This is a genomic window from Treponema primitia ZAS-2 (assembly GCF_000214375.1).
In the GTDB taxonomy this organism is placed as follows: Bacteria; Spirochaetota; Spirochaetia; order Treponematales; family Breznakiellaceae; genus Termitinema; species Termitinema primitia.
The window spans coordinates 2,928,839-2,946,779 of record NC_015578.1 but is presented as its reverse complement, the minus strand read 5'-3'; the positions used below and the strand labels follow the sequence as shown (position 1 = coordinate 2,946,779).

15 protein-coding genes are annotated in these 17,941 nt (G+C 53.8%); 5 read left to right on the top strand and 10 right to left on the bottom strand.

The window, feature by feature from the left end; all coding sequences use genetic code 11:
• From TREPR_RS12740 to ord, 8 genes are all read right to left on the bottom strand, one after another.
• Complete coding sequence (locus tag TREPR_RS12740) at window positions 1–1,575, bottom strand: bifunctional metallophosphatase/5'-nucleotidase (protein WP_245534736.1); 1,575 nt, start codon at window positions 1,573–1,575, stop codon at window positions 1–3.
• Window positions 1,576–1,737: 162 nt separating this feature from the next.
• Window positions 1,738–3,189, bottom strand: coding sequence for a Na+/H+ antiporter NhaC (gene nhaC / locus TREPR_RS12735; protein WP_015708732.1), 1,452 nt, complete (start codon window positions 3,187–3,189; stop codon window positions 1,738–1,740).
• 181 nt (window positions 3,190–3,370) lie between these two features.
• Window positions 3,371–4,765 carry a GlmL-related ornithine degradation protein gene (locus tag TREPR_RS12730; RefSeq protein ID WP_015708731.1) on the bottom strand — a complete coding sequence of 465 codons (1,395 nt, stop codon included), beginning with the start codon at window positions 4,763–4,765 and terminating at the stop codon, window positions 3,371–3,373.
• A 13-nt stretch (window positions 4,766–4,778) separates the two neighbouring features.
• Entirely contained in the window at window positions 4,779–6,998 is a 2,220-nt protein-coding gene (oraE, locus tag TREPR_RS12725; protein WP_015708730.1) for a D-ornithine 4,5-aminomutase subunit OraE, read from the bottom strand.
• Between the two features lie 12 nt (window positions 6,999–7,010).
• On the bottom strand, window positions 7,011–7,367 hold the full coding sequence (locus tag TREPR_RS12720) for an ornithine aminomutase subunit alpha (protein WP_015708729.1): 357 nt from the start codon (window positions 7,365–7,367) through the stop codon (window positions 7,011–7,013).
• Between the two features lie 9 nt (window positions 7,368–7,376).
• Complete coding sequence (gene ortB / locus TREPR_RS12715) at window positions 7,377–8,783, bottom strand: 2-amino-4-oxopentanoate thiolase subunit OrtB (RefSeq protein ID WP_201765742.1); 1,407 nt, start codon at window positions 8,781–8,783, stop codon at window positions 7,377–7,379.
• Window positions 8,783–9,082 carry a 2-amino-4-oxopentanoate thiolase subunit OrtA gene (ortA, locus tag TREPR_RS12710; protein WP_015708727.1) on the bottom strand — a complete coding sequence of 100 codons (300 nt, stop codon included), beginning with the start codon at window positions 9,080–9,082 and terminating at the stop codon, window positions 8,783–8,785. Before ortA ends, ortB begins: the two co-directional genes overlap by 1 nt.
• 8 nt (window positions 9,083–9,090) lie before the next feature.
• Window positions 9,091–10,149, bottom strand: a complete 1,059-nt coding sequence (ord, locus tag TREPR_RS12705) for a 2,4-diaminopentanoate dehydrogenase (protein ID WP_015708726.1) — start codon at window positions 10,147–10,149, stop codon at window positions 9,091–9,093.
• Between the two features lie 251 nt (window positions 10,150–10,400).
• Between ord and orr the strand changes: the two genes are divergently transcribed.
• Window positions 10,401–11,534: an ornithine racemase Orr gene (gene orr / locus TREPR_RS12700; protein WP_015708725.1), complete on the top strand. Its 1,134-nt coding sequence runs from the start codon at window positions 10,401–10,403 to the stop codon at window positions 11,532–11,534.
• A gap of 29 nt (window positions 11,535–11,563) precedes the next feature.
• Here the strand turns inward: orr and argF are convergent, their stop codons facing one another.
• Complete coding sequence (argF, locus tag TREPR_RS12695; RefSeq protein ID WP_015708724.1) at window positions 11,564–12,511, bottom strand: ornithine carbamoyltransferase; 948 nt, start codon at window positions 12,509–12,511, stop codon at window positions 11,564–11,566.
• 148 nt (window positions 12,512–12,659) lie between these two features.
• On the opposite strand from argF, the gene TREPR_RS12690 reads away from it, so the two are divergent.
• The 4 genes from TREPR_RS12690 to TREPR_RS12675 are packed head-to-tail and all read left to right on the top strand — an operon-like array spanning window position 12,660 to window position 16,493.
• A complete protein-coding gene (locus tag TREPR_RS12690) occupies window positions 12,660–13,904 on the top strand; it encodes a nickel-dependent putative hexonate epimerase (protein ID WP_015708723.1) in 1,245 nt (414 codons plus the stop codon).
• Between the two features lie 6 nt (window positions 13,905–13,910).
• Window positions 13,911–14,624, top strand: a complete 714-nt coding sequence (locus TREPR_RS12685; RefSeq protein WP_015708722.1) for an RluA family pseudouridine synthase — start codon at window positions 13,911–13,913, stop codon at window positions 14,622–14,624.
• 58 nt (window positions 14,625–14,682) lie between these two features.
• Window positions 14,683–15,948 carry an alanyl-tRNA editing protein gene (locus tag TREPR_RS12680; RefSeq protein ID WP_015708721.1) on the top strand — a complete coding sequence of 422 codons (1,266 nt, stop codon included), beginning with the start codon at window positions 14,683–14,685 and terminating at the stop codon, window positions 15,946–15,948.
• Between the two features lie 8 nt (window positions 15,949–15,956).
• Complete coding sequence (locus TREPR_RS12675; protein WP_015708720.1) at window positions 15,957–16,493, top strand: cob(I)yrinic acid a,c-diamide adenosyltransferase; 537 nt, start codon at window positions 15,957–15,959, stop codon at window positions 16,491–16,493.
• Window positions 16,494–16,568: 75 nt separating this feature from the next.
• Here the strand turns inward: TREPR_RS12675 and TREPR_RS12670 are convergent, their stop codons facing one another.
• The gene (locus TREPR_RS12670) at window positions 16,569–17,936 is read right to left on the bottom strand and encodes a transglutaminase-like domain-containing protein (RefSeq protein ID WP_015708719.1); all 1,368 of its coding nucleotides are present in this window, start codon (window positions 17,934–17,936) and stop codon (window positions 16,569–16,571) included.
• Between the last annotated feature and the right edge of the window lie 5 nt (window positions 17,937–17,941).

Genomic DNA, 17,941 nt, shown 5'->3' with positions numbered 1-17,941 from the left:
CTACTCTGTGACTCCGCCGATTACCCGGATGCGCCCGTCGGTTGCAGGGCTGATGATGCCCTCATTGGCCCTGATGTATTCCACCACCACATACGAAAGCAGCAATGATGTGTTGAAGGGGTCTTGGGAACGGGTAAGTACTGTGTAGCCATCCCCGCCCCTGAGCAGGTAGTCATTGGTGCTGAGCCGGTAGAGCTTATTCGGGTCCACTGGTTCCCCGTGTATGGTCAGGTCAAGCAGTTTTCCTGTGCCCCCTGAGTAGTCAACGGTATACCGCACTTCCTTGGAAACCTGAGGGAAACCCCCGGCGCCCTGGGGTATAGTAGCGATAAAATTAAACAGTTCCGTTATATCGGATCCCTTGAGGGATACCACATAAAGGTAATTTTCAAAGGGGAGCAGGGTCAGGATCGCCTCCTGGGTGATGGGCCCTTTGGGGAGCGCCGCCCGTATGTTGCCACCGTTGTGGAAGGCAAAGTCGATCTGCTGGTTGTACTGGGTTTGGAAGTACCAGACATTGGCGTCGCAGACCAGGTCCCCCAGGGCGGTTTCGATTTTCCGGGTAAGCCGATCACCAAAGACAAAATCCGCCGATGCTTCCCCAACTACGTCTTTAAGGCTCTTGTTAGCTTTTTCAATGTAGGGGGTCAGCATGGCGCTTACTTCCTGTGCCGGGCTTACTTCTATGGGCTTCCAGTCAAATTTGACAAGCCGCCCGTTCTGAACACTTAGTTTTCCTGCGCCTATATATTTTCCCCATTCATTGGCGGTCACAATATAAGTGCTGCCCACGGTTATGGGGACATCAATGAGGGAATGGGAATGGCCATCAACGATGATGTCGATGCCCGGTACCGCTTCGGCCAGTTCCGGGGAAGTGATATGGTCCGGAGCTTCCTTAATATTTCCGATGTGGGTTACGGCGATCACAATGTCTACCTTTTCGCGGTTCCGCAGTATGTCCACTATTTCGGCGGCAGCCTCAATTTCGTTGACGAAGCTGAGGCTGCTGTCAGGGCTGGCGATAATCTTTGTGCGCAAGGTAGTGATACCGAAGATGCCCACGGTAAATCCATCGTAGCGTTTTATCAGGTAGGGGTTATTCCCCAGGTAGCCGCCATCGGGGGTTTTAATGTTGGCGGATAAAAAGGGGAACTGGGCAAGCTGTACCTGGCCCAGGAGTTTTGCATAGGTGCCGTCAAATTCATGGTTGCCGAAAATGCCTGCATCGTAGCCCATCAGGTTATAGGCCTTGATGTCCGGCTCCGCGGCGAACATGTTGGACAGGGCGCTGCCGGTGTTAATGTCCCCGGCGTCAACCAGGAGCACCTGGGGGTTCAGGGCCCGCATTGCCTTGATGAACGCAGCCTGTTCCGCCAGGCCGCCCTTACCCCCAGTGGGGAGTATCGACCCGTGATGGTCATTGGTATGGAGTAACACCAGTTCATAGGTTTTCCCATCATCCCCGCTCCGGGAAGCCGCGCCGTCTTCCGCCACGCCATTTGCCATCAGGGGCAGGGCGGTGATAAACAGGGAAAGCACCACCCCGCTGAGTCGTTTTATGAATTTCATCATATTCCTCCTTAAAACGATATATTATATAGAAATATTTGTGAGTATACAGGAAGGGGAGGGTTTTGTCTTTAGGCGACTTGCTTCGTGGTGAAATTATTCCTACTGCTTGGTAATGGGGTAGGGGGAGGCGTTTTTGCTCCCCTCTACCCCACACTCTCTGCGCTATGCGCTCAGTTTCACCGGATCATCTGTATCCGGGGTAATAATAGTACCCGGGTCGTCGGTAGTTTTAACTGTGAGCAGGCCTAATGCGGTCATGAACAGAACTGCTATGGGCATCAGGTAGTTAAAGAAGGCCCAGGGCAGGTACTCCAGGGTGGAAACCCCCAATACGCCGGTGAGAAATACCCCGCAGGTGTTCCAGGGGATTAGGGCGCTGGTGACCGTTCCCGACCCTTCCAAGGCATTACTCAGCATCTTGGGGTGCAGGTTGCGCCGGCGGTAGGTGCTATTGTACATACGGCCGGGTACTACCAGGGAGATATACTGTTCGGGCATGGTAGCGTTGCTGGCTACGCAGGTGAGCATGGTAAGCCCCACCAGGGAGGTGTTGCCCCGGGCAAGTTTGATGAGCTGGTTTACCAATACTTCCAACTGGCCGGTTTTTTCCATAATGCCGCCGAAGGTCATGGCTAGTATTGTAAGGGAGATGGAGAACATCATGTTTTCCAGGCCCCCAGCGGTCAGGAGTTCATCAATGGCAGGTACGCCGGTTTCACAGACAAAGCCGCTGTAGGCGCTGGAAAGCAGGTGGCCAAAGTTGTTGCCCTGGACCAGGGCGCCCAGTATGCCCCCTGAGATTATTCCCAGGAAGATACCCGGGATGGCGGGCATCTTTTTGGCAATGGAGAGTATTACTACCAGCGGGGGAATGAGCAGCACCGGTGAGATAACAAAGTTGTCCCGGATGCCTTCGGTGATGATTACGAGGTTGCTTACATCCATGTTGCCCCTGGCAAAGCGGAAACCCAGAATCAGGTAGATGATGATAACGATGGTGTATACCGGAATAGTAGACCGGAGCATGAATTTGACGTGGGTGAACACGTCGGTGCCGGCCATGGCAGGGGCCAGGTTGGTGGTATCGCTCAGGGGGGACATCTTATCACCGAAGTAGGCGCCGCTGATTATCGCCCCCGCAGCCATGGGCAGGGGGATGCCCAGGCCCGAAGCCACGCCCATGAGGGCAATACCGATGGTGCCACAGGTGCCCCAGGATGTGCCGGTTGCCAGGGATGTGATGGAACAGGTCAGCAGGCTCGCCACCAGGAATAGTGAGGGGGTGATGATCTGCAGGCCGTAGTAGATCATGGTAGGAACCACACCGGCTACAAGCCATACCCCGATCAGTACACCGATGACCGCCAGAATAAGTACCGCCTGGAGGGCCTGGTAAATACCGTCGAACATGGATTTTTCGATGTACTTCCAATCAAAGCCGAGCCATAGGGCCATGATGGCGGCAAAGGCGGTACCGATGATCATGGGGATATGGGGGTCCACTTTGAACACCGCAATACCCACGGACATTACCGCGATCAATACGACGAAGGAGAGCAGGGCCTCCCAGATTTTGGGCGCCCGAGGCGTCCGTTTTTTTACTTCTTTACTCATCTCATTCTCCTCATTAAATACCGACAAATACTCGCCGGTTCAATATACCACTAAAACGCATGTGACAGATGTAAGGGCATCGCTAAAAACTCGGTTAGTTTTTAGCGATGTCCCGCATTTGCTCAGTCTAAAGACTGCGCGAATGCTTTTTTAAGCGGTAAATTTCTAAAAACTGAAGTTTTTAGAAATTCCCTAAACTTTTTTTCAGCAGTTGCAAGGCCGCCTTGGGATATTTCCTGGCGAGCACCCCCAGGGATGCCATGATATAGTCGTTATCCACCAGGATTGACGCTGTTTCCGGCGGGAAGAGCCATGTCCCTGCCTGGTTGTGCTTTGCAATGGCTTCCATTATTTCTACGCGGCATGGCAGCCTGGTCAAGGCGCCGCCGGTACCGATGATGTGCTTTACCTGGGTCAGATCCTTTCCTTCCGCCAGGATACTGCGGCCGCCTGGGCCGTAGATGTACCGGATATGTCCGGCGTGCCGTTCCGTTGCCCGCAGGACCGCTTCCCGGGTCAATCGTTCAACAAATTGAAACTCCTTTTCAGTCTTCGGTATAGACCGGTAAGCGGCCATGGCCTCTTCCGGCGGAAATCCCAATTCTTCCGACAGCTTTTCTGCGCCAATAAGTGCGACCAGGTTTTTCATGTTCACATAAACCCCCAGGTCCCCCTCTACGGTGCGCTTGGCCAGGGGTTCGGGACTGACCGAAATGCGGGAGATTTCCTCGGATCCCGCAGTTACAGAATGGATGTCCGTGGTTGCCCCGCCGACATCCAACACCATCAGGTCTCCCATATCCTCATACAGGAGTTTTGCGCATTCCATCACCGCCCCCGGGGTGGGGATGATGGGACCGCTCACCATATCCCGTATATGCTCCATTCCCGGAGCCTGTACGATATGCTCTTCAAAGGCCGCCTGAATAAGCCGGCGGGCCGGTTCCACATTGAGATCGTCAATCCGGGGGTACACATTTTCTGTCAGGTAGAGGGGCATGGGGCTGTCTTGCAGTATGCTCCGTATCTCATCCTGGCTGTCCATGTTCCCCGCGTAGATCACCGGGATTGGAAGGCCGAGCCTGCAAAGGGCTTCTGCATTTTCCAGGGCCGTATCCCGTTCCCCGTGATCCACCCCCCCGGCCAGCATGATAAGGTTTGGCTGTATTTCCCGTATCTTCTCAATATCCCTGTCGCGCAGTTTTCCTGCGCTCACCATGTGAATGATGGCGCCGGCTCCCAGGGCCGCTTCCTTGGCAGCTCTGGCGGTCATGTCGTAGACCAGGCCGTGGACGGTCATTTTAAGGCCCCCGGCGGCGCTGGAAGTGGCCAGCATATCCCGGTATTCCAGGGATGCTATCCCCTTGTTCCGGCACAGGTCCGCCACCGCTCTCCGGAGCCCGACCCTGACGTCCCCTTCCAGGACCGAAGTCGGCGCCTGGCCCTGGCCCCAGTGGACGGGGTAGCGGAGAGGGTCCCGGGGGTCCTGTTCAGCGTCCGGGCTGTCAATGCCCTGAAATGCATTCACCAGGGTGGTGGTGGATCCGATTTCTGCTACCAAAACATCTACGAGCATGGTGATCCCGCTCTTAGTTTTTCTGCCGTTTTTCACGGCGGTGTTTGATCAGAAAAGTTGCCACATCAATGCCGTGACAGCCCCTGCCGAAACCGGCGTCCATTCCGGCGTTTACCGCCAGTTTGGGAACCACCTGGGTACCCCCGGCTATCAGGGCTATCTTGTCACGGATCCCCTTTTCCACCGCCAGTTCGTGGATGCGCTTCATGCTCTTGTAGTGAATATCATCGTGGCTGATGATGGTAGAAGCCAGCAGTGCCTCTGCATTCAGCTCAATGGCGGCATCCACCAGTTTTTCTACGGGCACCGAAGTTCCCAGATAGTGGACCTCTATGCCGAAACCTTCGATGCCCCCGTGCTTGATGTCGATGATCTCCCGCATACCTACGGAATGTTCGTCCTCCCCCACGGTTCCGCAGACCACCCTGAGGGGATGAGTGGCCACATCGGCGCGGATCTCCTCTCTGGACAGTACCTCCTGTACCGGGGGGATATGGAGCTTGCTGATATCAACATCAAAGGGCAGTTTGCCCTTGAGCTCAATGCGGACCCCCTCCGCTTCCTGCAGGACCTCCAGGTTGATTATCTCAGGGTCCATGAGGTTCATTCCGGCGGCAAATTCCAGGGCCGCCGCTTCTGCGACCCGCCGTTCTGCGGGGAGGAACAAATTGACCATCACAACGCCGTCGGCGGACCATTCCATTTCCGGCTTGAGCAGATTGGTATTCCGGTATTTGGCGTTTTCCGCCATCCTGACACTAACGTTGTCCGTGGGGTCCAGTTCGTCGATATAGACGATCTTTTCCGGGTTCTCAAAGGTACAGCCGCCGATAAGGAGTGCAGGATTACTAACAGCTGCAGGATCGTACTGGGCAACGTTATTGTACCCGTAGTGGGCGGTCACCGGGGCGAAGTAGTCTTCGTCCCGTTCGTAGATGGTCCCTTCTCCGACCCCGGCGTCGGCCTTGCGGATGATGGCGTCCCCGTTCCGTTCGGGGTAGCAGCCTGAATCCACGAAGAATCCCCCTTCCACCGCCTTGAAGTAGCCCCCGGCTTCCAGAATTTCTTCCATAAAGAGGCAGGCCCGCTCTTTGATCTCCCGGGCTTTTTCTGTCAGGGGCCCGTCTTTTTTCAGCTCCACCATGTCCATGAGGCCATCCAGGCCCATGAAGGTTTGTTTCGCCGTATCGCAGGCTTCGATGTTGTAGATGTGCCAGGGTACGTTCCGGCCCTCGTCGGGGGTGATGGTGGACTGTATATCCGCGCTGGTCAATTTGGAGACCAGCATGTTCAGCACATGGGTCACCGTGTTCTCCCGGGCGGAGGCTTCCATATATTTAGTGTTCATCTGGGCCCTCATGCGGTATTCCCCGCAGAGATCCCGAAGTGCCACCGCATAGGGCAGGTCCATGAACACACAGGGCGCCGGGGGCGCTGTAGGGGGAACCGTGGATAGGCAGATATTGGATTTTTCAATACCCACCTTCGCGGAGAAAAGGCTGTTGATGGCGTGCTGCACAATGAGTTCCGGCATCACCTTCCAGGCTTCCCGGGCAGTAGCGTTGGCGTTGTGGGCCCCGTCGATCTGGGCCATGTTCGCCCAGGCCATGATCTTTTTCGATTCGCAGGCATCCACAAAGGATCGGACCATGTTAATATTTCTGTATAGCACATTGTACTGGGGGTCCTGGTGGGCGCCGTTGATCCCTTCTTCGGCGAACATAACTGCCACTTCCGGCCCTGCAACACCGGACACGTAGGAATGGTAATTGATGGGCCGGCCCACCTCATCTTCAATAAGGTCCAGGGCCTTTCTCTGGGCCCGGACCTGTTTCCGGGTGATGGGCACCCCCCCTACCCCCTGGGGTGTGCCTTCCATGAGCCCGTCAATGTGGGACTGCCCGGCGGTGCGGATAACCATGATGTGGTCCGCTCCATGCCAGGCCGCCATCCTCATCCTGCGTATATCATCCTCAAAGCGCCCTGAGGCAATTTCCGTGGTGATCACCGGCAGGGGCTGGGGATCAATAGCGCCGAAGTATTTTGCTGAGGGCAGGGATACTCCGTTTGTTAAAGGGGCGGAGGCGTCCCGGTATTTGAAGGGGCCCATCTCAAGGTCAGGCGCGCTTTTCCGCCAGGTCCAGCCCCTGCGCCTGGGCTGGTATTTGTCCAGGTCATGGAGCAGGTTTTCTATGTCCAGTTTTTTGTTAGGTTTTAAAGTGTTTTTCTCCATTCCGCCGCTCCTTTATGCCTTAAACAGGGCAACAGCATCATTCCAGCCCTGCCCCGCAGCCAGCATAGCGCCGGCTTCATTTATGGAAATATTTTTTAATTTGGAAAGCCTATAGACTACATGGCCGGCCCCTTTCCCCAAAAGCTCCTGGTCTATGCACCCCTCCACGATAGCCTTAGTGTCTGGGGATGAAAATCCCATGCGCAGTAATACTGATCGTTCTATAGAAGGGGAGGTATTTTTTTTACCCAATTCCAGAAGGGGGTCCACCACTTTGGCAGTCAGTTCCCAGAAATGCCGGTACAGTTCTTCATCATTAAGAGTGGCTAAGTGCTTTCGCCTTTCAGTGAAATCATCCTGTCGTTTCATATTTACTCCCTAATCTTCCTGTAATTTCGCAATGATTGCCTTGACAAAGGCTTCGTCCTTTCTGGTTTCCTCTGCCAGGAACTTTATATCCCCTTCAGTGGGGACCTTCCCGCCGGCCAGGGCAGTTTTGATCAAGGAACTGCGTATATGATCCAGGTCCACATCGGTGGCCTTGATCAGGGCGGGGTGGGAGGGGAGGATCAGGTTTTCCCCGGGCACCTCGTCCTTGGGGTCCCCGAATGCCACCTCGATCCCGTTTTCCCGGGCAAAGGAAAGCTGGGGCTGTACATGTTTGCCCGCCCCGGTGTACTCGGTTTCCTGTACCAGGATCAGCTGGTCCTTGAGCATGTGCTGGGCCAGGGCAAAAGCCGCCGCCAGGGAAGTGTTTCCTGCGGGTCCCTTTTCCAGCCCCTCAAGGCTTGCTAGGGCTTCGGTTATGTAGAATACCGAGCCCTGGGTGATGGTCACGTAGCGATCCATGTAACGCAGGGGCCGGGCCGCCGAGCGGGGCACATCAGAGCGGTCAGGCCAGGAGGCAAAGGGTACCCCGAACCCGGTATGGCCGGTGGTAAAGGACTTTCTGTTAAACTGCCTGTCCGAGGCCATGTGCAGTCCTGCCAAATTTACACTGGCCCCCACAACAATACTGTCGGCTCGTGCTTTCAGGAGACCCCGGGCAGTACCAGTTACATTGCCCCCACCGGCGTTGGTACAGACCACCATGTCCGGGCAGCGGCCGTATTTTTCCTGAAACTGAGTGGCGATTTCGTAACCCAGGGTTTCTATCCCCGCAATGCCGAAGGGGGTGTACAGGGACGCGTTGAAGTAACCCGTATCTTCCAGCAGCAGGAGGAACTTGTAAAACAGTTCCGGCCCCACGGAAAGCTGAACCACCTCGGCTCCCAGGGCTTCGCACTTCCGGGCCTTCTCGATAATCTCAGGCTGCCCGAGTCCCTTGGAGTCATAGCATTCCTGCACTACGATGCACTTGAGCCCGGCCATAGCCGCCTGGGAGGCCACGGCGGCGCCGTAGTTTCCGCTGGTGGCGGAAATAACCCCCTTAAAGCCGTGCTTTTTAGCATGGTAGATGGCGGTGGCAGCCCGCCGGGCCTTGAAGCTTCCCGAGGGGTTGGCGGCCTCGTCCTTGATCAGTATCCGTGCGCCGAAACCGGGCTTGGCGCATTTTCTGGCCAGGGCGGTCAAATTCCGGAGCTCGATAATAGGGGTGTTTCCTACATGGGCACGGGACTGAATTTTTATTATTTCCTCCAAGGTATACCCCGTTTCCCGCATCATCCCTTCATAGTCAAAGGCAATGGATCCGCTTTCAAAGGCGCTGTAGTCTATGCCCACAGACCGTTTCATTATCTCTCCTTTCCTCGCCATGACCGATGTATAATCTCTGTTTCCTACCACTATTTTTTCCCTCCGAATACCAGTTCCCGCACCTGATCGCTTATAGCCAGCAGTTCGGGCATAAATTCGCCGAAATCATGCCAGTAAGTGGGGTTTTCTTCCAGCAGTGTTCCTGTCTCTTTACGGCCTGTCCGTGTTAGTATTTCCGCTTCTTTTCTTATCATTGTGTCTTTTTGGAGCCGGCCTTTTATCCACATTTCCAGGGGTACCTTTTTAGTATCTGCAGGAATCTGGGAAGCCCGCTCCCGGGGTTCAAGAACAACCTTGTGAATCAGAACCCAGGTACCTTTATTAACCATATTTTTTCTCATTTTACGATTTTTGCCTCTTCGGATATCATATCCCTCATATCCCCCATGATAGCCCGGGGAACAGGCAGGGTGATCATGGTCTGGAGCCCGGGCCTGGCGTTGATGATTTGGGGAATCATGTTGACGCACATGGCGATGGTACCTATGCCCCCGGGAACTTCCGGAGAATTGATCATGTTGATATTTGGGGTACCCCGGATGATCACATAGTCCCCGGTCTTGACCCCCACCTGTTCCGGTTCGATTTGCTGGGGATGATCCATTTCGATTTTCATATCCCCATCAACGTACCCGTAACCCTTCATAGCGCAGCCCGCTACATTTCCTGCTTTGGCGAATCCGTAGGGGGACTTGCGGTCAACACTTGTAACAATGGGTTCCATGGATTGCTTAATATCGTTCAGCTTCCAGCCTATGGCATCGGCAATCATGCTGATGGATTCGGAAAATCCTACGTGCCCGGAAAGCTCCCCGGTCTTAACATTGGCCCGGAATGACTCAGGGGTGATACCTATGCCCTGCTCTTCCATAACCGCTGGCCCAAAGGGGGACAGGCTGTTGATCCGCCGGGATGTGATATGCTCCACTTCTTTGCAACAACCGGTCATGGTGATAACCAGGAGGTCCATGATCAGCCCGGGGTTGATCCCTGTGCCGAGGACCGATACGCCGTTGGCCCTGGCAATTTCGTCAATTTTTTTAGCCAGCTCCGGTTCCTTAGCCTTGGGATAGGACATTTCTTCTGCGCTGGTAATACAGTTGATATTTTTTTCCAGAATGAACTGTATTCGTTCAAAAGCTTTTGCGGTGAATGAATCGGTACAGAGCAGCACCACATCTGCGGCTTTTTCGGTAATCACCGCTTCAGGAGAGCCGATGATCACATCAGGCAGATTTCCTCTTTTTATCGAAAGAAAATCATACATACTCTTGCCTTCTTTATCGGGCCTGCCGACTACGCCGACAATGTCCACCCCTTTCTTCCCCAAAAGCATTTCCGCCATACCGGAGCCCATGGCCCCCAGTCCCCAGATAATAACCTTCACATTTTGCATTTTTGCCTTCCTATTTTCTTTTTCTCTTTAGGTTAATTTCCTAAGAGCTTTCCCTTACGGGTAAAATATTTTTGTATTTTGGAATCGCCTCGCATACTTATTAGTAATCTTCTTACATCTTTTCTGCGAAGTCAAGAAAAATAATTATTAATAATACTGTTGTGTAATTTTTCATAAATTCGTAATTTTTTACAAACATCGCATGGAAATTTTACGGGTTTTTTTGTATATTTCAAACAAGAGGTATTTTAATGGCATTTGATAGTACTCCTATGGATCAGGCAGCGTACCCCCTCCTTTCTATTAATATAGGAAAATTACGACAAAACCTGGAAACCCTTTCCGCTTCGGTAAAAGGCTCAGGCTGTTCGTTAATGATTGTGACAAAGTCATTCTGCGCGGATCCTGAGATCACGGAAATGCTGCTCTCCCACTCCGCTGTGGATTATCTTGCGGATTCCCGGATTAAAAACATAAAAACCTATGCCGGAAGTGGTAAAAAAACGGTACTTCTCCGGCTTCCCCAGAAATGTGAGATACCCGATGTAATCCGTTGTACGGATGTAAGCATGAATTCGGAAATAGAAACCCTGGGGCTTCTGAATGACGAGGCTGCGAGGCAGGGGAAAATTCATCAGGCCCTGCTGATGATCGATTTGGGGGATCTTCGAGAGGGGCTTTTTTATAAGGAGGAGGAAAAGATACTCAGGACAGTTGATGAAATCAGCCGGATGAAACACCTGGAACTGTTAGGCCTGGGAACCAACTTGACCTGTTATGGGGCCATTATTCCGAAAATGGATAACCTTTCTATTCTGGTATCCTGGGCAGACCGTATCCATGAACACTTTGGTATTAAGCCGGCAATAGTTTCCGGGGGTAATTCCAGTTCTTATTACCTGATCGAAAAGGGAGAAATTCCCCAGGGGATAAACAATTTACGTTTGGGGGAATCCTTTGTCCTGGGAACTGAAACCGCCTACGGCTCCCGGATTGAAAACACTTATAGTGATGGGGTAAAGCTGGAAGCCCAGATTATCGAAGTGCAGACAAAACCTTCCCTGCCTGAGGGGGAAAGCGGAAAGGACGCCTTTGGGAAATGCCCCGTTTTTAAGGACCTGGGGCTGATCAAACGGGCCATACTCGCAGTGGGTAAACAGGATGTGGACACTGAAAATATGTTTCCAGAGGACTTAAGTATAGCCATACTCGGCGCCAGTTCGGATCACCTCATACTGGATATAAGCGCTTCTGAAAAACATTATCAGGTAGGTGATGTGGTGGCCTTTACCCTTAAATACAGCGCCCTGCTCCGGGCTTTTAGCTCAGGCTATGTGCAGCGCAGATACATAGAGGGAATCCCTAAAAGCCCGGTTAATTTTTAGGGATTCCCTGGCTTAGTTTTACGGAAACCTCAGGCCAGGCCGAGGGTCCCCAGCATTATTGCTTTGATAGTGTGTTTGCGGTTTTCCGCCTCATCCCAAACCCGGGTTTGATTTCCGTCAATGACGGCGGCAGTAACCTCTTCGCCCCGTATGGCCGGCAGGCAATGGAGGAAGATAGTTTCCTTGAGGCCGGTCTTAGCCATAAGGTCCTGGTTAACCTGGAAGGGGCTGAGCTGTTTAACCCGTTCCGCCTTTACCGCCTCTTCCCCCATGGATGCCCATACATCGGTGTATAGGGCATGGGCCCCTTCGACCGCCGCAGTATCGGCGGTGATCAGTATTTTTGAACCGGCGGCAGCGGCCAGGGTTTCGCAGGTTTTGACCAGCGCCGGATCGGGCATGAGGGCAGGGGGGGTGACAATGGTAAAGTGGACCCCCAGTTTTGCACAAATCACCATCAGGGAACGGGCCACATTGTTTCTCCCGTCCCCCACAAAGCAGAGTTTCTTTCCCCTGGAGGAACCAAAATTTTCTTCGATAGTCATGATGTCCGCCAGGACTTGGGTGGGGTGAAAATTGTCGGTAAGCCCGTTGTACACCGGCACCCCGGAAAATTTAGCCAGGGTCTCCACGGTGGACTGTTTGAAGCCCCGGAATTGGATGGCGCTGAACATACGGCCCAGGACACGGGAGGTATCTTCCACGGATTCCTTTTCCCCCAGCTGTATGTCCGCAGTGGAAAGGAACACCGGATGCCCCCCTTCCTCCCCTATGGATGTTTCAAAGGCACAGCGGGTCCGGGTAGAGCGCTTTTCAAAAAGCAGGGCAATTGTTTTCCCAGTAAAACGCTGATGAAGTTCCCCCCGCTTTTTTTCTTCCTTGACTTGCTTTGACAAATCAAGAAAATAGCGAATTTCCTCTTCGGAATAATCAAGCCAGGTGAGCAGGGATCGTCCCTTTAATGTATTTTTATCCATAATAGCTTAATGATAGGGGGTTTTAGGGCTGTTTGTCAACGCGCAGAAGCCGGAGGCAATTAATGTAGCTTGAAGGTTCCGGAAATTCACCCTATACTGATAGACGCCTCCAAAAATCGGGCTAAGTAAAACAGAGGGTGGAACGCTAATGGTACTACTGAGCGATGAAGGACTGGATGAAGGGGCCCTGCGAAATGCGCTTGAAAAGTCCCTTGAGGGGAAGCAACTTCGCAGGGTACTGTTGTTGCCCCCGGATTATACCCGGATGTATTCCGGGGCGGGAAAAATCACCGCCCTGTACTATAGGCTTTTAAAGGATCGCTCTGAAGTTGATGTCATGCCCGCCCTGGGTACCCATGAGCCTATGAGCCCCGCGGAGTGCGAGGCCTTTTTTGAAGGGGCCATCCCCCATGAAAAGCTGATAGTCCATAATTGGCGTACCGATGTGGTTAAGCTTGGGGAAGTTCCGGCGTCCTTTGTGTCCGAAGTATCCGACGGGCTGTTTACCACTAAGATCGATGTGGAGGTGAATACCCACATCGTTGATCCTTCCTACGACTGCATCATTTCTGTGGGCCAGGTGGTGCCCCATGAGGTTGTGGGTATGGCAAACTATTCCAAGAATATTTTTGTCGGCTGCGGCGGTTACAGTATGATCAATTCATCCCACATGCTCGGGGTGCGCTGGGGTATGGAGCGTCTTATGGGAAAGGATTTTTCCCCGGTTCGCAAGGTGTTTGACTATGCGGATGAACGTTTTCTGAAAAACATTCCTGTGCTTTATGTGCTTACCGTTACTACGGTTGAGCATGATATTGCCCGCATCCACGGCCTTTATATAGGCCGGGACCGCAGTCTCTTTGAGCAGGCGGTAAGCCTTTCCCGGGAAAAGAACCTTACCGTGCTGGAGCGGCCCATCAAAAAAGCGATTGTTTTCCTTGACCCCCGGGAATTTAAAAGTACCTGGCTGGGGAACAAGGCTATATACCGGGCCAGGATGGCCATGGCGGAGGGCGGGGAACTCATCATCCTTGCGCCGGGGGTGCGGAAATTTGGGGAGGATCAGGGGAATGACGCCCTGATCCGCAAATATGGCTACATTGGCCGGGAAAAAGTGCTGGCCCTCATGGAGACCGAAGAAGATCTACAGAACAATATGTCTGTGGCGGCCCACCTTATCCACGGTTCTTCCGAGGGTAAATTCCGTGTGGTGTACTGCACGGCATTACTGAGTGAAGAAGAAGTGCGGGGCGCAGCCTTTGACTATATGCCCTATAATGAAGCTGCTGCCTGTTATGACACAGCAAAACTAAAAGAAGGTTACAATACAATTGACGGAGAGGAAATCTACTATATCAGCAATCCTGCGCTGGGTCTCTGGACCTGTGCTTAGGCTGTCATGAAACCTGCCTATCCCCGCACTCTGGCCCAGGGCCTGGTTCTCATCTACGAGGATCGGGATATCCTGGTGGCAGATAAGCCCCCGGGACTGCTCTCCATTGCCACAGGATCGGAACGGGAAAAAACCGCCTACTGGATACTCTCGGAATACCTCCGCAAAAAGGGGGAAAAGCGCAGGGCTGCGGTGGTTCACCGGCTGGACCGGGATACTTCGGGGGTCATGCTTTTTGCCAAGTCCGAAGCGGTCAAGCGGAAACTTATGGAACACTGGGATGAGACGGTAGAGGAACGGCGCTACCTTGCCCTGGCTGAGGGTGAGTTTGCCGAAGCCCAGGGGATCATCGACGCGCCCTTGGGTGAGGATAGCCGGGGTCGGGTTGTGGTGGTCCGGGGTGGGCAGCAAAACGGAGCTGCATCGAAAACATGGCGGGCCATTACCCATTGGAAGCTCCTGAAGGCGGGCAACGGTTTTTCCCTCCTGTCCCTGGAACTGGAAACCGGCCGCCGCAACCAGATCCGCGCCCACCTGGCCCATCTGGGTCATCCTGTGGCGGGGGACCCTAAATACGGGGCAAAGACAAATCCCCTGAAACGGCTTTGCCTCCACGCGGAAGTGCTGGTATTTCACCACCCCCATGACGGGAAGCTCATGGAATTTGAGGTGAAGGTGCCGGGGGGATTTTTTCAGGTTTTAGGGCCCCGCAGCCGGTGAATTTGCTTCTTGACATTCTGGGTATTACAGTAAAAAGTGGAAGCCAACAGGAGTGCCCATGGAAACCCGAAAGGCTTATTACGATGTCCCCCCTGGGGATTCCTTTACCGCAACTATTCTGGAAATCCGGCCCTATGAGGACAAGGCGGCGCTCATTCTGGACGCCACGGTTTTTTACCCCGAGGGGGGAGGGCAGCCCGGCGACCGGGGAACCATTAATGGGTTTCCCGTACTGGATGTGCTGGAAAAAAACGAAGAAATCTTCCATATAATAAATGCCGCGGATGCAGAGCGGCTAAACCCGGGCCCAGCGGAATTGTGTGTTGACAGGGTGCGGCGCAGGGATTTTACGGTACTCCATACTGCCCAGCACCTCCTGTCCGGGACCATACTCAGGCTAACCGGGGCGTACACGGTGTCCATGCACTTGGGGGATGAGGCTGCGGGTGAGTCCCATCCGTGTACCATCGATGTGGATACCAAAGAACTGTCTGAGGAAACCCTGGTTAAGGTTGAAGAGGCGGTAGCGGACGCCATTGAAGAAGACCATCCGGTGATCATCCACTGCTGTCCCCCGGAACAGGTGGAAGACTTCCCCCTGCGGAAGGTTCCGCCCAAGGGGGAAGAAGTGATCCGGGTGGTGGAGATTCAGGGGAACGATTTTTCGCCCTGCTGTGGAACCCACCTGGGATCCACCGGGAAAATCGGGATGCTCCGCATCCTGGGGGCTGAAAAGTACAAGGGCATGATCCGGGTTAGTTTTATTGCGGGCCGGCGGGTGCTCCGGGACAGCCGTATACTGCGGCGCAATGGGGAGATCGTTTCCCGGGCCCTCAAGGTTCCGCTTGCGGAAACCGGCCTAGCAAGCCTGGCGTTACTGGAACGGACTGCCGCCCTTGAGCGGCGGCTTAAGGCTTTGGAAGAGGAGGCCGCCCTGGGCCGGGCTGAAGAATGGCTCCGCAAGGCCGGGCTTCTGGGTGACCCGGCTGCCCGGTCCCTAGGAGGGGCTGAAGCCGGCGCCGGAAATACCGGGGAAGGGCGGGTGCTGGTTGAATCTTTCCCCGGCGCAGACATGGAAGAGGTTTTACGCATAGCCAGGGCAGCACAAAAATTCACCGCCGCAGTATTAGTGGCGGCATCCCCGGGGGACGGAAAATTCGCCGGCCTCTGTTCGGTAAAAACATTTGATATACGGCCCCTGTTAAAGGAGCCTATGGAAAAATTTGGCGGCAAGGGGGGCGGGGGGCCTTCCTTCTTTCAGGGACAATTTTCGGAAGCCGGAAGCCTGGACGCCTTTTTAAAATCCCTTCCCCAAACACTGTGAGGTAAACTATGAGTATTTCTACCGGTCTTGGCGATGACGGCAGCACGGAACTTCTTGCCGGGACATGGGTCCCTAAGGATCACCCCCGGGTTGAATTTATCGGTACCCTGGACGAGCTCAACTCTTTTTTAGGGGATGCGAAAGCCGCAGCCCTATTGGAACGGACTAAGACGATTATCGACTCGGTACAGCGGGACCTTTTTGTACTGGCGACGGCCCTGGATGTTCCGGATGGCGCCGGGGCGTCAGCCGGGAAGGAGGCTTCCATACTGCCCGGGGGCGGCGCTGTGGAGCCTGAGCGGCTTACCGCGTGGCTCCACGAAATTGAGGAAAAGCATCCCATGCGGGGGTTTATCATCCCCGGGGCAAATCCGGTGTCTGCAAAACTCGATATAGCCCGCACAGTGTGCCGCCGGGCTGAACGCCGACTGGTTACTGTGGCCAGGCAGGAGACGGTGTCCCCCAAGGTACTGCGGTATATGAACCGCCTGTCAGATTTACTGTTCATCCTGGCCCGATCGGAAGAGGGGGACGGGGAAGCCTAGGCCCGGGTTAATCCGGGCCTAAAAAAACTTGTGGGGCCTCTAAAAACCCGCTTGGTTTTTAGAGATTCCCTTTTGTTAAACATCCCTGATGGAAAGAAGTACCTGCTCTGTCTCAAGGCTTGCCATGGGCAGGCCCCTGTCCCCATATTCAATCTCCCCTCTCTGGTTATCCACGGGATCGGAACGGAGCTGTTTTTTGGGAGGCGTGAAGTCATCCTGCATGGAACCATTGGCGGGCATTCTGAAAACATCCAGGTTGCTGAAATAGTAATTCCACCGTTCAGTTTCTCCGGCCCGCCAGGAACTGCCCCCGAAGGACAGATCCGCAAATATCCAGCCCCAGGGTTCTATGTAATATTCGGCCCAGTCATGGCAGCCGGTATAATATTCGGCGGTAAACAGACCTGACTGCCACCGCGCGGGAATTCCTGCCATGCGGCACAGGGTAATAAAGAGTATTGCCTGGACCCCGCAGTCCCCCTTAAGGTTCACCGCAGCGTACTGGGAAATGTTGTCTATGGTAAAATAGGCGCGCATATAGGAATAGTCCACCGTGGTAGTTATAAAATCATAGATGCGCCGGGCCGTGTTCACGGGGTTTTTTTCATCCCCCACAATTTCTTTAAGCAGGAACTGCAGGTAGGGGGTAAATTGTATATGGGGAAGCTGTTCTCCCAGGTCAAAGGAAACCCCGGTTTGTACCGCCTGGCCGGGATCGGGGTTGATATAATCCAGGTGGTTCAGGAAGCGGTATTCAAGGGAGAAACGATCATCCCCCTTCAGGATGGTCTTAAAACAGGCGGTACGCTGGGGGGCTTCCGGGGGGGCGATACTTGCGCCTTCCGGGGTGGTTTTCAAGAGCGAAAAACCCGATACCTGACGGCATTCCCGGGGAAGGGGAAGGTGAACCGTAACTTCTTTTCCGATTTCTTCAAATTCCTTTTTTATCTTAATTGAAGTCCTGAGGGTAATTTCAACGGTCCTCCCCCCCTTTTCCTTCATAAGCCTCACATTATCGTTAAGAACCTGCTGCTTCCGGGCGGTAATCTCCTGAGGCTCCCTTTTGAGTAAACGGCTCTCGTATTCAGGGCGGGTCTTGGTCAGATTTTCGAAGAAACGCCGCTGAAATCGGACCTTCCCGTCAATAAAGATCCAATCCGCAAGTCCTGTTTCTTTAAGCCCTGTCAGCTCTCCCTCGGAATAATCCCGAATCCGCTCCTGCATCATGGCCGACGCTTCCTCAAAGGTATAGGGATATTCATCCAGAGACATACACTCAAGGACAGCCCTTTCAATTTCCAGCCGCCGGCGCAGGGCTTCGGGTATCTTTTTGTTCAGAAGAAAGGTGATTAGTTTTTCTGCGCCTGAAAAATCCCCGTAGAATTTGAGTTTTTGCAGATCCTCCGGCAGGGGTACGCTCTGAAACGATAGATCAATAGCCATAATAA

Coding starts and splice junctions, on each gene's coding strand:
- TREPR_RS12740 (WP_245534736.1), bottom strand. CDS start 1,575: ATGATGAAATTCATAAAACGACTCAGCGGGGTGGTGCTTTCCCTGTTT.
- nhaC (WP_015708732.1), bottom strand. CDS start 3,189: ATGAGTAAAGAAGTAAAAAAACGGACGCCTCGGGCGCCCAAAATCTGG.
- TREPR_RS12730 (WP_015708731.1), bottom strand. CDS start 4,765: ATGCTCGTAGATGTTTTGGTAGCAGAAATCGGATCCACCACCACCCTG.
- oraE (WP_015708730.1), bottom strand. CDS start 6,998: ATGGAGAAAAACACTTTAAAACCTAACAAAAAACTGGACATAGAAAAC.
- TREPR_RS12720 (WP_015708729.1), bottom strand. CDS start 7,367: ATGAAACGACAGGATGATTTCACTGAAAGGCGAAAGCACTTAGCCACT.
- ortA (WP_015708727.1), bottom strand. CDS start 9,082: ATGGTTAATAAAGGTACCTGGGTTCTGATTCACAAGGTTGTTCTTGAA.
- ord (WP_015708726.1), bottom strand. CDS start 10,149: ATGCAAAATGTGAAGGTTATTATCTGGGGACTGGGGGCCATGGGCTCC.
- orr (WP_015708725.1), top strand. CDS start 10,401: ATGGCATTTGATAGTACTCCTATGGATCAGGCAGCGTACCCCCTCCTT.
- argF (WP_015708724.1), bottom strand. CDS start 12,511: ATGGATAAAAATACATTAAAGGGACGATCCCTGCTCACCTGGCTTGAT.
- TREPR_RS12690 (WP_015708723.1), top strand. CDS start 12,660: ATGGTACTACTGAGCGATGAAGGACTGGATGAAGGGGCCCTGCGAAAT.
- TREPR_RS12685 (WP_015708722.1), top strand. CDS start 13,911: ATGAAACCTGCCTATCCCCGCACTCTGGCCCAGGGCCTGGTTCTCATC.
- TREPR_RS12680 (WP_015708721.1), top strand. CDS start 14,683: ATGGAAACCCGAAAGGCTTATTACGATGTCCCCCCTGGGGATTCCTTT.
- TREPR_RS12675 (WP_015708720.1), top strand. CDS start 15,957: ATGAGTATTTCTACCGGTCTTGGCGATGACGGCAGCACGGAACTTCTT.
- TREPR_RS12670 (WP_015708719.1), bottom strand. CDS start 17,936: ATGGCTATTGATCTATCGTTTCAGAGCGTACCCCTGCCGGAGGATCTG.